The following is a 15535-nucleotide window of genomic DNA, read 5'->3' as shown; positions in this document are numbered from 1 at the left end:
AAATGAAGAAAAAAGTAGTTTTAGCTTTCAGCGGAGGGCTTGATACCTCTTATTGTGCCATCTATCTTTCTAAAGATCTGGGTCTTGAAGTCCACTCTGTCATTGTTGATACGGGCGGCTTTAGCAAGGAAGAGCTAGAGCATATAGAGAAACGCGCCTACGCATTGGGCGTAGCGTCGCACCACGCCGTTGACGCAGTAAAAGGCTATTACGACAGCTCCATCCGATACCTCATCTATGGCAACGTGTTAAAAAACAACACCTATCCGCTATCAGTGAGTGCCGAGCGCGTAACACAGGCTACTGCTATTGCTGAATATGCTAAAGAGATTTCGGCCGACTTTGTTGCACACGGTTCAACAGGAGCAGGCAATGATCAGGTCCGCTTTGACATGATCTTCAATATCCTGATCCCCCAGATCGGTATCATCACCCCGATCAGGGACATGAAGCTGAGCAGGGAAGCCGAGATTGATTATCTGAAGCAGCATGGGGTGGAGTACAACTTTGAGAAAGCTAAATACTCAATCAATAAAGGAATTTGGGGTACCTCGGTAGGCGGCAAAGAAACGCTCACCTCTCATGACACATTGCCCGAAGAAGCATGGCCAACCCAGATAACAAAAGATGGCTCAGAAAGGATCGAGCTGGAATTTGTAAAAGGTGAACTGACCTCACTGAACGGCACCAGATACGATCATCCTTCTGATGTAATAAAGGCACTCCAGGCCCTTGCCCAGCCCTACGGCATTGGAAGAGATATTCACGTTGGCGATACCATCATCGGAATCAAAGGAAGGGTAGGCTTCGAAGCTGCAGCCCCGATGGTGATCATAAAAGCTCATCATGCGCTCGAGAAGCACACCCTTACCAAATGGCAGCTTAGCTGGAAAGACCAGCTCTCCATGTTCTACGGCAACTGGCTGCATGAAGGACAATTTCACGATCCGATCATGCGAAATATAGAGGCATTCCTCACCGACACGCAGAAGACTGTAACGGGAAAGGTATTTGTTCAGCTCATGCCTTACCGGTTCCAGATCATTGGAATTGAATCTGCGCACGACCTGATGTCAAATAAGTTCGGAAGCTATGGCGAAATGAACAAAAGCTGGAGCGGAGAGGACGTGAAGGGCTTCTCCAAGATCTTCGGCAATCAGGTCATGATCTACCATATGGTAAATAACAGTCAATCACCAGAAAACGAGTAACCGACTTCGCAGCCATCATGAATAAAGAAAGCGAGACATCAGCTGCTCCTGTCCGGACAGTGGGTAAAATTAAAGCTGGAATTGTAGGAGGGGCAGGTTACACAGGAGGAGAACTGCTACGGATACTGATTAATCATCCTTCTGTTGATATCACCTTTGTCCATAGCAATAGCAATGCAGGCAACTTAGTAGCTGATGTGCACACCGACATGCTCGGCGACACAGATCTGCAGTTTACAGGGCAGCTGTCAAACGACATTGACGTGCTCTTTCTTTGCGTGGGTCACGGCGATGCCCGCAAATTCCTCGACGCCAATCCGGTTGACGACAGGATCCGGATCATTGATCTCAGCCAGGACTTCCGCTTATCCGCAGCCTCTGCCATTGGGTCGAAGAACTTTACATATGGCTTGCCCGAATTAAACAAAAGCGCGATTCGCGAAGCCGCAAATATTGCGAATCCAGGCTGCTTCGCTACCTGCATCCAGTTAGCACTCCTGCCCCTGGCAAAAGCAGGACTGCTCAATAAGGAAGTTCACATATCAGCTACTACCGGCTCCACGGGAGCAGGCCAGAGCTTGTCGGCAACCTCACATTTCAGCTGGCGGAACGACAACCTCTCAGTGTACAAGGCGTTTGGTCACCAGCACCTCAAAGAAATCCGGCAGTCGCTCAACCAGCTCGGATCAGGACTTGGCGCTGAAGACTTCAGCTTCATCCCCTACCGGGGTGATTTTACCCGCGGTATTATGGCCTCACTTTATACCGAGAGCACGCTATCGCAGGAAGAAGCCCTTCAACTCTACACTGAGTATTATGCCGAACATCCTTTCACACATGTATCAGGAAAAAACATTGACCTGAAGCAGGTGGTCAATACAAACAAATGCCTTTTACACGTGGAGAAGCATGGCAATAAGCTCCTTATTCTGAGCATCATTGACAACCTTCTTAAAGGCGCCTCCGGCCAGGCAGTGCAAAACATGAACTTATTGTTCGGATTAGGCGAAAAAGAAGGCCTGAGACTGAAAGGAACGGCTTTTTAGTTGTAAGTATTAAGTTCTAAGTCATAAGTTATGAAATTTATAAATCTGAGGCATGGGCAAAAGTTCACCAGCTTATAGCTTCTGAGTGCAAGTTCTAAGTCATAAGTTATGCAGAACTATAAAGATTTAAAAGTATGGGATAAAGCACACCAGCTGACTCTCTGTATTTACAAGGAGAGCAAGGCTTTTCCTAAGGAGGAACTTTACTGTCTTACAACTCAATTAAGAAGATCTTCTTTTTCTGTTGCAGCAAACATAGCAGAAGGTTGCGGAAAAAATTCATCAGCCGATTTTGCTAACTTTTTAAATATAGCATTAGGTTCTGCCAACGAGACGGAGTACTTTTTATTACTGGCAAAGGATCTGCATTATCTGGAGGGAGCCACTTTTGAAGCTCTGTCCGCGGAAGTAAACGAAATTAAAGCGATGTTAATATCGTTGATCAGTAGAGTCAGGACACCAAAAGCATAAAGCTTCTTATAACTTGATGATAACGACTTAATGCTTATAACTTAATACTTACAACTTAAGACTTATAACTCTAATGAACTTATTCGACGTTTATCCCCTTAATCCCATTGAAATTGCAAAAGGCAAAGGAAGCCTGGTATGGGATGCCAAAGGACAGGAGTATCTTGATCTTTACGGAGGCCATGCGGTCATATCGATCGGTCATACACATCCGCACTATGTGCAGCGACTGACAGACCAGCTGAATAAAATTGGCTTTTATTCCAACTCGGTTGAGATTCCTTTACAGCGACAGCTGGCCGAGCTCCTTGGTACCGTTTCGGGGAAAGCCGAATACCAGCTGTTCTTGTGCAACTCTGGAGCAGAGGCAAACGAGAATGCGCTTAAACTCGCATCCTTCTATAACGGACGAAAAAAAGTTATTGCTTTCAAAGGCGCCTTCCACGGCAGGACGTCGCTGGCCGTCTCCTGCACCGACAACCCTAAGATTGTGGCACCCGTCAACCAGACAGAAAACGTCGTGTTCCTTCCTCACAATGACGTAGCCGCACTTGAAGAAGCATTCAGCAAAAATGGAGAGGAAATATGCACGGTCATCATTGAGGGTATTCAGGGCGTAGGAGGCATCAAAGTGGCCTCAGAAAACTTCCTTCAAAAGATCCGTTCCCTTTGCGATCAATATAACGCCGTCTATATAGCCGACTCTGTGCAATGCGGATACGGAAGGAGCGGCAAGTTCTATTCGCACGATTTTGCAGGTGTGGAGGCAGATATTTACACCATGGCCAAAGGAATGGGCAATGGCTTTCCAATTGCCGGTATTTCCATTTCCCCTAAATTTAAGGCTTCATACGGGATGCTGGGCACCACGTTTGGCGGCAATCACCTTGCCTGTGCCGCAGGATTAGCGGTACTTGAGGTGATCCAGCAGGACCAGCTGATGAAGAACGCAGAAGAGACAGGTGCTTACCTCATCAGCCAGCTGAAAACGTTTGATAAAGTGCGCGAAGTAAGAGGCAGAGGCCTGATGATCGGTATTGATCTTCCTGAAGAGCTTTCCCATGTAAAGAAGGAGCTGCTGTTTAAACACCATATCTTCACCGGAGAATCAAAACCGAATGTGCTCCGTCTGCTCCCAGCCTTGAACTTAAGCAGGGAACATGCTGATCGCTTCCTGGAGGCACTGAAAAAAGTGCTGCAGTAGGAGTTAATCCCCGTGCGCCTTTTCAAAGTTTCACAGAGCTCGACTGGCGACAAGACTAATTTGCAAAGAACAGAGGACATTCCGGTGTCTTCATAATAAGGAGGAATGAAGATGTCATGTACGCACCACATACAGAAATGACTAAAAACCGGTGTTCGTGCCAGGCTCATCCTCCTCAAAAAGAAATTTTTCGAACAAAAGGGGCCTGTAGTCAGACTAAAATAGCCGGACTACAGCACCAAGAATCTGATGCTATACGAAATGAAACAGTTTACTTCCGTTAAAGATGTTACCAATGTCAAGGAGCTTGTACAGGAAGCACTTGCGTTGAAAAGTAACCCCTACGCTCATAAAGCACTTGGAACGAACAGGACCCTGGGTGTTATTTTCCTTAATCCCAGCCTGCGTACAAGGCTGAGCACCCAAAAAGCCGCTATGAACCTCGGGATGAATGTCATGGTGATGAACATCGACAAAGAGGGCTGGGCACTCGAAACACGCGACGGAGTGGTAATGGACGGAGCCACTGTAGAGCATATACGGGAGGCTGCGCGCGTGTTCGGACAATACTGCGACGTTCTGGCCATCCGTTCATTCCCGGGACTTAAAAACCGCGATGAAGACTATAACGAGGAGATCTTTAACAAGTTCATCACCTTCAGCGGCGTTCCCGTTGTCAGCCTCGAGAGTGCCACGCTGCACCCCCTCCAAAGTTTTGCCGACCTGATTACCATTGAGGAACATAAGAAGGTAGAAAAACCCAAAGTAGTACTCACCTGGGCTCCCCATGTTAAGCCTTTACCGCAGTCTGTCCCTAATACCTTTGCTGAATGGATGTGCAGGGCACAGCAGGAGGGTCTCGTTGACTTCGTGATTACGCATCCGGAGGGCTACGAACTGGCTGAACAATTTACCCCCGGCGCCCGTATCGTATATAACCAGGACGAGGCAATCAAGGGAGCGCACTTTATCTACCCGAAGAGCTGGTCAAGTTACCATGATTATGGCAAGGTCCTTTCTAAAGGAGAAGGCTGGATGCTGAACCTCGAACGACTGGCTATTACGGACCAGGCAAAAGTGCTGCACTGTTTGCCGGTAAGGAGGGATCTGGAACTTGGAGCTGACATCCTCGACAGTACCGAATCGCTTGTAATAGAAGAAGCAGGGAACAGGGTTTGGGCGGCACAGGCTGTTTTGAAAAGGATCCTGGAGAGCTTGTAGGGTTTCCTCGAGGACAGCACGTGAGAACTGAAGAAAAAATGCACCTTCGCAAGAAGGTATTCGTGAGTGGCGAGCTTACAACAGAGGGAAAGATGATAGAACCGCCGTTAGGAAAACTAACTGGCATTCAGAAAAATCTTTCGCTGAGGCTAAAACAGCAATGATAGTATCCGGCGCCGCTCGCGCCTTTATACACAAATAGAATTCGATGGACAAGCTGTATATAATAAAGATAGGCGGGAATGTGATCGACAACTCTGAGAATCTTCACTATTTCCTGAACGACTTCGCGGCCCTCGACGGACATAAGATCCTCATACACGGCGGCGGAAAACTGGCTACAGATCTTTCGCACGCGATGGGACTGGAACCCAAAATGGTTGACGGGCGCCGCATTACCGATATTGAAACGCTTCGTGTTGTAACTATGGTGTATGCCGGACTGATCAACAAAAATATCGTTGCCCAGCTCCAGCGCTTTAACTGCAACGCCATTGGGCTTACCGGAGCCGACGGCAATCTCATTAGAGCAAAGAAGCGTCCGGTTAAGGAAATAGACTACGGCTATGTGGGCGATCTTCACGAGACCTCGGTTGCCACGCACCGCCTGTCGGCGCTACTAAATGACGGCCTCGTGCCCGTCTTCTCCGCGATTACGCACGACGGCGAGGGCCAGTTGCTCAATACGAACGCCGACACGATCGCCTCTGCCATAGCCGTTGCTATGGCATCACACTTTAAAGTAAGCCTGGTCTATTGCTTTGAGAAAAAAGGCGTTCTCAAGGACGTGCAGGACGATACATCTGTCATCCGTGAGATCAGCTCAGACGAGTTTGAAACATTAAAAGCAGACAATATCATCGCAGGAGGCATGCTTCCAAAGCTTCAGAACGCTTTTCAGGCAATTACCAACGGAGTGGAAGAAGTATACATCGGCAAGTCAGATGAGCTGCCCTCGCTAAAAGAACATCTTTTCGGAACACGATTATTCGCATAATATGGAAAATAAAACTGGCACGATCGCTATCCTCGGAAGCGGAAACATCGGACTCTCTCTTGCAAATGGCCTGGTAAAATCAAACTACTGCTCCCCGGATAATATCATTCTGACCCGGCGCTCCTTGCACCAGCTTTCGGCAAAGGCTAAAGAAGGCTTTCAGGTAACCAGCAACAATGCAGAAGCAACTGCTAAAGCGAAGATCGTGATCCTTGCTGTGCTTCCGCAGCAGCTCGACGGCCTTCTTGACGAAATCGCTCCTTCCATTCAGGCAGACAGCCATCTGGTGATTTCAGTAATTTCGGGAGTATCCTGTAAAGATATCAGGACAAAGCTTGGCGAAAACGTGCAGGTGGTCCGCGTAATGCCTAACACTGCCATTTCCATAGGCCAGTCTATGACCTGCATTGCTTCTGACAGTGCCAGCTACCTGAACATGGAAATTGTAGGCGAGATGTTTGAGACAGTAGGATCTGTCGTGCAGATCAACGAAGAACTGATGACATCTGCCACTGCACTTTGCGCCTGTGGCATTGCCTTCTTTCTGAGAGCCATCCGGGCTGCTTCGCAGGGTGGAGTGGAGATTGGATTTCATGCAGAGGACGCATTGAAAATGGCTGTTCAGACTGCAAAGGGAGCCGCAGACCTGCTTCTGCAACATCATAGTCACCCCGAGCATGAAATAGATAAAGTGACCTCACCAAAAGGCTGCACCATTGCCGGCCTCAACGAAATGGAGCATAATGGCTTTAGTTCATCACTCATTAAGGGCATCAAGCTATCCTCGGTGAAAGCCGGTGGCCTTTATAGCGACAATAAATAGACGTTATGGTGGACGGTCTTAAAACACACTCCCTGACATTGCTGCAGCGGCTTATCGCGACGCCCTCCTTCAGTCGCGAAGAGCAGCAGACAGCAGCCATCATTGAAGGCTTTTTAAAGGAGCAGGGAGTGGTCACCAAGCGGAAGCAAAACAACATCTGGGCATATAACCAGCACTTTGACCCGTCGAAGCCCACTATTCTGCTCAACTCACACCACGATACGGTAAAGCCTAACCCGGGTTATACACGCGATCCTTTCTCGCCCGATATCGAAGACGGTAAGTTGTTCGGACTGGGAAGCAATGATGCAGGAGGCTGCCTGGTTTCCCTGATCGCCTGCTTTCTCTTCTTTTACCGGCGCACCGACCTGAAATACAATCTGTGTCTGGCAGCTACAGCCGAAGAAGAAGTGTCGGGCACCAATGGCCTCGAACTCATTATCCCGCAGCTTGGCCCGCTCGAATTCGCTATTGTTGGTGAGCCCACATTGCTTGATCTTGCTATAGCAGAACGAGGCTTGATGGTACTTGATTGTATTGCGCACGGTAAAGCAGGGCATGCCGCCAGGGAAGAAGGAGAAAATGCCATTTACAATGCTCTGAAAGACATAGAATGGTTCAGAACCTACAAATTCCCGAAAGAATCGGAGCTTTTCGGCCCGCTGAAAATGTCGGTCACAGTCATTAATGCCGGCTCCCAGCATAATGTGGTACCCGCACGCTGCGAGTTCACAGTGGATGTAAGAGTGACCGACGGCTATCAGAATGAGGAAGTTTTGGATATTATCAGGGAGCACGTGACCTGCGAAGTGAAAGCCAGATCGACGAGGCTAAAACCTTCGTCCATAGACAAGAAGCACCCCATTGTAGTACAAGGAATAGCGATGGGAAAGAAAACTTATGGTTCTCCGACTACAAGTGACCAGGCAATGCTTAGCATCCCCTCACTCAAAGTAGGTCCGGGAGATTCCGCCCGCTCGCACAGCGCAGACGAGTTTATTTTCGTTAAAGAAGTTGAACAAGGTATCGAATTTTACATACAGCTGCTTGAAGGCGTTATCCTTTAAACACAGCATTTTAACAATATCACGCACATGAAGCTCTGGCAAAAAGATAAGGAAGTATCGAAATCAGTAGAACAGTTCACTGTTGGCAACGACAGGGACCTTGACCTCTTCCTGGCTGAATCAGACGTTCTTGGCTCACTGGCCCATACTCGTATGCTGGCAAGTATCAACCTCATGAGCGAGGACGATCTCGCCCGGGTACAAAAAGAGCTGAAAGCCATTTACCAGGAAATTCAGCAAGGTACCTTCACCATCGAAGAGGGCGTTGAGGACATACATTCGCAGGTGGAGCTGATGCTCACCCGCCGCATCGGAGAGGCGGGCAAGAAGATCCATAGCGGACGTTCAAGGAACGACCAGGTGCTGGTAGACCTGAAGCTTTTTTCCGCACCCAGATTAAACAGTTGGTAAGCAGTACGCAGACCCTCTTTACTCAGCTGATCAGGCTAAGCGAAGAGCACAAAGACAAGCTGCTCCCCGGATACACGCACCTCCAAATCGCCATGCCTTCATCTTTCGGCCTTTGGTTCGGTGCATACGCTGAGAGCCTGGCTGATGACTTGGAACTGATGCTGGCCGCCTGGAAAATCTGCAATAAGAATCCTTTGGGCTCCGCAGCAGGCTACGGATCATCATTCCCCCTCAACAGAACCATGACGACTGAATTGCTGGGTTTTGACGCGCTTAACTATAACGTAGTTTATGCCCAGATGGGCCGTGGAAAAACAGAAAGGATACTGGCCCAGGCAATGTCTTCAATCGCCGCCACCCTCGCCAGATTCGCTATGGACGCCTGTCTGTTCATCAATCAGAATTTCGGGTTCATCAGCTTCCCTGACGAACTGACTACCGGCTCGAGCATCATGCCTCACAAAAAGAACCCCGACGTATTTGAGCTTATCCGTGCCCGTTGTAATAAAATACAGGCTTTGCCTAACGAAATTGCCCTCATGACGACCAATCTCCCCTCAGGCTATCACCGTGATCTTCAATTGCTGAAAGAAAACCTTTTTCCGGCATTTACCTCCCTCCGCGAATGCCTTGAAATGACTACCTTCATGCTCGGGCATATCAGGGTGAAAGATGAAATTTTAAAGGATAGCAAGTATGCATATCTCTTCAGTGTGGAAGCGGTTAACGAGGAAGTACTGAAAGGCCTCCCTTTCCGTGAAGCGTATAAGAAAGTCGGGATGGAGATTGAGCGCGGCGAGTTTTCTTATCCCGCCGCAGTGAAACATACTCACGAAGGAAGTATCGGCAATCTTTGCAACAAAGAGATCAGCGCCAGTTTCAACGCTGTTGTCAGCTCTTTTAGCTTTGCCCGTGTGGATGAAGCCATCGCGAAACTTCTCTCCGAATAACACCATACTCCGTTCCTCTCATGTTTGCTATTGAGATGTAGCAAGAAGTGTTCAGGTTCGCAATGCGTGCGGAGTGAGTGCGGGTTGAGTCCGGGTTGAGAGCGGTTTTTCCCGGCTAAAGCCGCACTCATCCCGCACTGACCCCTCAGTGACTCCGGAGGAACGACGGTTTTGAAAAGGCAGAGGAACGACGATGAAACGAACCAAGTCAAGATATCAGTCATGCAGCAGGTCTTATGCAAGAGCACTGCTCCTTAAAAACAAGAAATAAGCACAAAAGGTTCAGGAATATCGTCCCTGCAAGGGTTTCATTCTGACCTTCCCTGAAAACTCCCGATATATTTTCTAAGTTTGAGTAAATTATTAGACATGAGTGTATCACAACTGGCAAAGAACCTGAAAGGGTCTGAAATCATAAAGATTGCAGGAGAGATAAACGAACTAAAGAAGCAGGGACAAAAGATCGCCAATCTCACCATAGGCGATTTTGACTCTACGATCTTTCCTATTCCGCAGGATCTGAACGATGGAATTAAAAAGGCTTACGACGAGTATCAAACCAACTACCCGCCGGCAGACGGCATCCCGGCACTGCGGGAAAATGTGAGTACCTTTCTCAAAGAACGGTATTCTCTGGACATCAGCACACGGGAAATACAAATTTCAAGCGGCTCCCGCCCTCTTATTTATGCTACTTATCTTGCTCTTGTTGACCCGGGCGACAAAGTAATTTATCCGGCGCCATCATGGAACAACAATCACTATTGCAGCCTGACCGGAGCACATGGAGTTCCGGTACCGACATCGGCAGATAATAACTTTATGCCTAAGGCAGCAGACCTTGCGCCTCACCTGGCCGGGGCCACCTTACTGGCACTTTGTTCTCCGCTTAACCCTACCGGAACTATGTTTTCGCGGCAGGACCTGGAGGAGATCTGCGACCTGGTCATTGCAGAGAATCAGAGCAGGAAGGCGGGTGAAAAACCGTTATACATCCTGTACGATCAGATATATTCAATGTTAACCTTCGGAGAGCACCAGCACTACAATCCGGTGTCGCTCCGGCCGGCTGTTAAAGACTACGTGATCTTCATCGACGGGGCTTCAAAATGCTTTGCCGCGACGGGAGTAAGGGTAGGCTGGGGATTCGGACCTGAGTCGGTGATAGAAAAGATGCGGACCATCATTATGCACATGGGTGCGTGGGCTCCAAAGCCAGAACAAGTGGCTATGGCTTCGTTTCTGAAGGACAGCACTGCGGTGGACAACTATCTTAGTTCATTTAAGGAAAGGATCAGAGAAAGCCTCCAGACGCTTTATGATGGCTTTAAACAGCTTAAGTCAGATGGCCTTAAGGTAGATGCCATTGAGCCGATGGGCGCAATTTACCTGACGGTACAAATAGACTATGCCGGAAAGAGAACACCAGAGGGAGAAGTGCTGCAAACCAGTGAGGATATCAACTTCTATCTTATTAAAGAGGCAAAAGCCGCATTAGTGCCCTTCTCAGCTTTTGGAACAGAAAGCTCCGTGAACTGGTTCCGCGCATCTGTAGGAGGCTGCTCCCTTGAAGATATCAGGGCGATGCTCCCGCGGGTAAAAGAAGCTTTGGCGAAGCTGAAATAGTCAAGCGAAAAAGCAGCTTTAAACTAAAATAAAAGAAAAGGCTTCATGATCTGCGCTTTCAACCGGGGAGCGAAAGTTGATTGAATGTTCTTTCCGGGCTATAAAGACTCAAAACACTTCAGCAAAAAGAGGCGGTATCACATGTGATCTCCGCCTCTTCTTTTTTCCAAGCCATTAACGCATGGTAGTTTATACTGGCATTTTACTGGCGTTTAGTCCTTCCCTTGAGTACTATCGTATCAAATTCCTGCAAAAACCCGGTTGTGATAAAGTCTCTTTTTTCTCCTATATCGTTCTTAAAGACGCTCAGGCTGCCCTAGCCCTCAAGCAGAAAAACGATCAGTTCTTTAGGGCCGTGAGCACCAAGTACCAGGGTCTTTTCTATATCTGCCGTGCGACTAGGGCCCGTCACAACTGAAACCATCGAAGGGATACTGGTACTATACCTTGCTTTTAACTGCTTTAGCGCATCCTTCAAATCGGGAACCAGCTGGCTGGTAAACGCCACTACGATATGGTGCGGAGGATAAATACTAAGGCGTCGACCGGCAGCATTGCCGTTTGAAAGCAGAATACTCCCATTCCTTGCAATTAAAGATTCGCACAGGGTAATACCCACTTCAGCCTGCATAAAGTCGGTTTCCGTACTGTAGAAAGGAAACTCGAAATGGGAGAGGAGTTCCTGAAGAGGAGGCTCCCAACAGTAGATCTTTCGCCAGCCCTTCTCATCGGCCAGCGAAAGCAGATTTTCTATAAACTGTATTTCATCTTCGCAAAACACAAACTTCCCTGCCACAAGGCCTAGTTGTTCTGCAAACATCACCTCCAGGTAGTCGTCATAGGGCTCGTAAACAGGAGCGTCTTCCAGATTTGGATAAGGATTGTCGCGCTTCTCAAGAAGTGCCTTCCTTATCTTCTTTAGCATTTTTTCTTTAGAGGTGGTATCTTTCATTTTAAGCTCCTGCGGACAAAAATCGTAGATAAAAGGTTGAGTTCAAAGAAAAACATTTAAGAGCTAAATCTACAAATGGGGATGAAAATTGAGTCAATGCTCTCTTCGACCACGAAAGAACAAATATACGATCAAGAAAAAGCCCCTATGGGTTAGGGGCTTTCTATTCAATCTGTTATTTTTTCTATTTCGTTTCTGAGCTTTGGAGAGGTTCAGTTGAATCGCCTACCGGCTCAGGGTGCAGGTTCTCCGCTACAGGAGCCTGGTTGCCTGTGTTGTCACCGTTCACGAACTCGTCGTATGTGGTACGATGACTAAAAGGCCTCTTCCCAAGGATTTCCTCCAGATCGCTCTGGAACAAGATTTCCTTTTCAAGTAACTTGTTAGCAAGCTTCTCTAAACCGTCCCGCTTTTCGTTGAGAAGATCTTTTGTGCGCGTGTATACAGAACCGATCAGAGTTCTCACCTCTTCATCGATGAGCTCTGCAGTCTTTTCGGAATAAGGACGATTAAAGCGCTCCTGCTGCTCATTAAACGATACGTTTCCGACTTTCGGACTCATACCATAAAGCGATATCATTGCGTACGACAGGTTGGTGATCCGCTCAAGGTCATTCTGAGCACCCGTTGAGATCTTACCGAAGACAATATCTTCAGCCACCCGGCCGCCCATGGTCATACACATCCCGTCAATCAGCTGCTCAGTGGTATACAGGAATTGCTCCTTTGGCAGGTACTGCGCATATCCAAGTGCAGCAACACCACGTGGAACAATAGATACTTTTACCAGTGGGTCAGCATGTTCGAGAAACCAGCCTGCAATAGCGTGACCAGCTTCGTGATAGGCCACAATTCTCTTTTCCTCCGGAGAGATGATCTTGTTCTTCTTCTCCAGACCTCCGATCACCCGGTCAATAGCGTCCTGGAAGTCGTGCATGTCTACCGATTCCTTATTCTTACGGGCAGCTATCAGAGCGGCTTCGTTACAAACATTAGCGATCTCTGCACCTGCAAAGCCAGGTGTCTGTGCAGAAAGCTTTTTAGCGTCAACGTCCTCAGCTAATTTGATCGGCTTAAGGTGTACCTTAAATATTTGCTCGCGACCTACCAGGTCGGGCTTATCGATCGAGATCTGCCTGTCAAAGCGTCCAGGACGCAACAGTGCAGAGTCAAGAACGTCTGGTCTGTTGGTTGCCGCCATGATGATGATTCCGGAATCTGTTCCAAATCCGTCCATCTCTACCAGCAGCTGGTTGAGGGTATTCTCGCGTTCGTCGTTACCGCCAACGATATTGTTTTTACCTCTGGCGCGACCGATCGCATCAATTTCGTCGATGAAGATGATGCAGGGCGCCTTGTCCTTCGCCTGGCGGAAGAGATCTCTTACCCGCGACGCTCCTACCCCTACAAACATCTCGACAAAGTCAGAGCCTGAAAGGGAGAAAAACGGCACCTGTGCTTCGCCGGCAACCGCTTTTGCCAGAAGTGTCTTACCCGTACCAGGAGAGCCAACCAGCAGAGCACCTTTCGGGATCTTTCCTCCCAGGTTGGTATATTTCTTTGGATTTTTCAGGAAATCCACGATCTCCATCACCTCCTGTTTAGCTTCTTCCAGGCCCGCTACATCGTTAAAAGTCACTGTAACCTGCGACTCTTTATCGAAAAGCGTTGCTTTCGACTTTCCTATGTTGAAGATCTGGCCCCCTGCTCCACCACCGGCACCACCACCCATCCGGCGCATGATGAAAATCCAGAAGCCAATCAGGAGCAATACGGGAAGAATGATGGTCATAAACCATCCAGCCCAGAAGTTCTCCCTGGTTTCAAAAATCAAGTTTACTTTCTGATTAGCCGGAAGACTTTTGTTAGCCTCGGTGATCTTGGCTTGCAGGCCATCAAACGAAGCATCAGTAAACTTATACTGCGGACTGTTAGTAGCCGACATGCTAAAGTTGTCGGGAGTATGAGCATTTTTGTACTTCGGCTGGTTCAGCCTGTCTTTCTTGATGTAAACTTCGCCAACAACAAGATCGTTGTTCTTGTAAGCCACAATCTTTTCAACATCGCCTGATCTGAGCATTTCGGCCTCGAACTTCTGGTACGAGATGGTAGTAATGCTCGAGCTGCTGAATAAGTACTGAACCGCGAACAGACCAATAATAATTGCAGCATAAAGCCACATTATATTGAAACGGGGAGGCTTAGGGACCATCTTTTTTCCCGTTCTTTTTCTGAAGTTCTTTTTATCGGTATCTCTATCTTTCATTTTCTGTTTGATCAACTAAACTTAAAATCAGGCACTCTGATAGTATTTCATTTCAGCATCTCCCCACAATTCTTCTATACCGTAGAACTCACGTTTGTCTGTCTTAAAGACATGCACCACTACATCGACATAGTCTAGGAGGATCCATTCGCCAAGCTCCACGCCTTCTGTACGTAGCGGAAACTGGCCTGAAGCTTTATAAACTTCTTGTTCAACGCTTCGCGCTATTGCCTTTACCTGGGTTGCTGATTCGGCATGGCAAACTACGAAATAATCTGCCACCGAACTATGTATATTTCTTAAATCAAGACGTACAATTTCGTTTCCTTTCTTTTCCTGAATACCGTGTATTACAAGCTCTGAAATGTAGGTAGATTCGTTAATAACTTTGCTTTTTACCATTAAAAAAAATTAGTTTTGGATGAAATTACTTAGTATCCCTCTATTTTGCAAAATAACACTTTTTCAGGATTATTTGTTGGGCGAAATGTCATTGCCTTACAGCGGGTGGACTCAACTAATAACTATCTAAAGAACAAGTTGTCAAATTCCAAGCCAATTACAGGAGGAACTGTAATAATGGCAGAAGATCAGTTTGCTGGTCGCGGTCAATTTAGTAATTCCTGGTTTAGTGAACCCGGGAAAAACCTGACTTTCAGCATTCTTCTCTACCCTTCCTTCCTGGCGCCGAGTCAGTTATTTCGCCTTAACATCGCTGTAAGTATAGCTATTAACGATGCATTGAACGAAATTATTGGATCGCAGGTAAAAATTAAATGGCCGAATGACATTTTCTTTGCAGACAGCAAGATCGGGGGCATCCTGATTGAGAACAGTATCAGCGGAACAGGGGTAAAGCATTCTATCATCGGCATCGGACTCAATGTCAACCAGACGGAGTTTGCCGGGCTGGGGTCTGTAACATCTGTTAAACGCATTATCGCCGCAGAAGCAGACCGGACGGAGCTGTTAAGGCGCATTTGCTCTTCCATCGAAAGGCGGTATAAAGAACTTCAGAATAACCAGGCGGACGAACATTTGAGCCGCTATCTCCAAAATCTTTACCGCTTCAATGAAATCCATACTTTTGTGGCAGGAGGAAATACAGTAAACGGCAGGATCATTGGCGTTGACCCGGACGGACGGCTGCAGATCGAGTGCGAGGGAACCGTAACGAGCTACGGGTTAAAAGAGCTTAGCTACGTCATTTAAAGATATTAGGCTTAAGACAACCGGCATTAATACTCGCCGGGCGTCTTCTGAAAGGAAAGCAAAAACAAATAGCATCTG

Annotated in this window: 13 protein-coding genes and 1 pseudogene; 11 read left to right on the top strand and 3 right to left on the bottom strand. The window is 47.6% G+C overall.

All coding sequences use genetic code 11. The annotated features are described in order from the left end of the window. Positions 1-2 precede the first annotated feature (2 nt). From argG to ACES2C_RS06980, 10 genes and pseudogenes are all read left to right on the top strand, one after another. Positions 3-1211 carry an argininosuccinate synthase gene (gene argG / locus ACES2C_RS07025; protein ID WP_374166272.1) on the top strand — a complete coding sequence of 403 codons (1209 nt, stop codon included), beginning with the start codon at positions 3-5 and terminating at the stop codon, positions 1209-1211. A 17-nt stretch (positions 1212-1228) separates the two neighbouring features. Then, positions 1229-2257 carry an N-acetyl-gamma-glutamyl-phosphate reductase gene (gene argC / locus ACES2C_RS07020; RefSeq protein WP_374166271.1) on the top strand — a complete coding sequence of 343 codons (1029 nt, stop codon included), beginning with the start codon at positions 1229-1231 and terminating at the stop codon, positions 2255-2257. A 108-nt stretch (positions 2258-2365) separates the two neighbouring features. Then, the gene (locus ACES2C_RS07015) at positions 2366-2728 is read left to right on the top strand and encodes a four helix bundle protein (protein ID WP_374166270.1); all 363 of its coding nucleotides are present in this window, start codon (positions 2366-2368) and stop codon (positions 2726-2728) included. A gap of 73 nt (positions 2729-2801) precedes the next feature. Next, on the top strand, positions 2802-3932 hold the full coding sequence (locus ACES2C_RS07010; RefSeq protein ID WP_374166269.1) for an aspartate aminotransferase family protein: 1131 nt from the start codon (positions 2802-2804) through the stop codon (positions 3930-3932). Positions 3933-4193: 261 nt separating this feature from the next. Next, on the top strand, positions 4194-5153 hold the full coding sequence (locus ACES2C_RS07005) for an acetylornithine carbamoyltransferase (RefSeq protein ID WP_374166268.1): 960 nt from the start codon (positions 4194-4196) through the stop codon (positions 5151-5153). 208 nt (positions 5154-5361) lie between these two features. Further along, complete coding sequence (gene argB, locus ACES2C_RS07000; RefSeq protein WP_374166267.1) at positions 5362-6150, top strand: acetylglutamate kinase; 789 nt, start codon at positions 5362-5364, stop codon at positions 6148-6150. A 1-nt stretch (position 6151) separates the two neighbouring features. Then, positions 6152-6973, top strand: coding sequence for a pyrroline-5-carboxylate reductase (gene proC, locus ACES2C_RS06995; RefSeq protein WP_374166266.1), 822 nt, complete (start codon positions 6152-6154; stop codon positions 6971-6973). Between the two features lie 5 nt (positions 6974-6978). Next, positions 6979-8040 carry a M20 family metallo-hydrolase gene (locus ACES2C_RS06990; protein ID WP_374166265.1) on the top strand — a complete coding sequence of 354 codons (1062 nt, stop codon included), beginning with the start codon at positions 6979-6981 and terminating at the stop codon, positions 8038-8040. 27 nt (positions 8041-8067) lie between these two features. Continuing rightward, positions 8068-9401, top strand: a pseudogene (gene argH / locus ACES2C_RS06985) (argininosuccinate lyase). A 369-nt stretch (positions 9402-9770) separates the two neighbouring features. Then, positions 9771-11027 carry a pyridoxal phosphate-dependent aminotransferase gene (locus tag ACES2C_RS06980; RefSeq protein ID WP_374166264.1) on the top strand — a complete coding sequence of 419 codons (1257 nt, stop codon included), beginning with the start codon at positions 9771-9773 and terminating at the stop codon, positions 11025-11027. 316 nt (positions 11028-11343) lie between these two features. Here ACES2C_RS06980 and ACES2C_RS06975 read toward each other — a convergent pair whose 3' ends face one another. The 3 genes from ACES2C_RS06975 to rsfS all read right to left on the bottom strand — a co-directional run bounded on the left by ACES2C_RS06975 (position 11344) and on the right by rsfS (position 14647). Next, a complete protein-coding gene (locus ACES2C_RS06975; RefSeq protein ID WP_374166263.1) occupies positions 11344-11979 on the bottom strand; it encodes a lactate utilization protein C in 636 nt (211 codons plus the stop codon). A gap of 184 nt (positions 11980-12163) precedes the next feature. Further along, the gene (gene ftsH / locus ACES2C_RS06970; RefSeq protein WP_374166262.1) at positions 12164-14245 is read right to left on the bottom strand and encodes an ATP-dependent zinc metalloprotease FtsH; all 2082 of its coding nucleotides are present in this window, start codon (positions 14243-14245) and stop codon (positions 12164-12166) included. Between the two features lie 27 nt (positions 14246-14272). After that, the gene (rsfS, locus tag ACES2C_RS06965; protein ID WP_374166261.1) at positions 14273-14647 is read right to left on the bottom strand and encodes a ribosome silencing factor; all 375 of its coding nucleotides are present in this window, start codon (positions 14645-14647) and stop codon (positions 14273-14275) included. A gap of 45 nt (positions 14648-14692) precedes the next feature. Here rsfS and ACES2C_RS06960 point away from each other — a divergent pair, with 45 nt between their 5' ends. Further along, complete coding sequence (locus tag ACES2C_RS06960) at positions 14693-15457, top strand: biotin--[acetyl-CoA-carboxylase] ligase (RefSeq protein WP_374166260.1); 765 nt, start codon at positions 14693-14695, stop codon at positions 15455-15457. The last annotated feature ends 78 nt before the right edge of the window (positions 15458-15535 follow it).

The sequence above is a fragment of the Arcticibacter sp. MXS-1 genome (assembly GCF_041902385.1).
Lineage (GTDB): Bacteria > Bacteroidota > Bacteroidia > Sphingobacteriales > Sphingobacteriaceae > Arcticibacter.
Note: the sequence above shows the minus strand (reverse complement) of the source record. Positions and strands in the feature narration are given on the sequence as shown.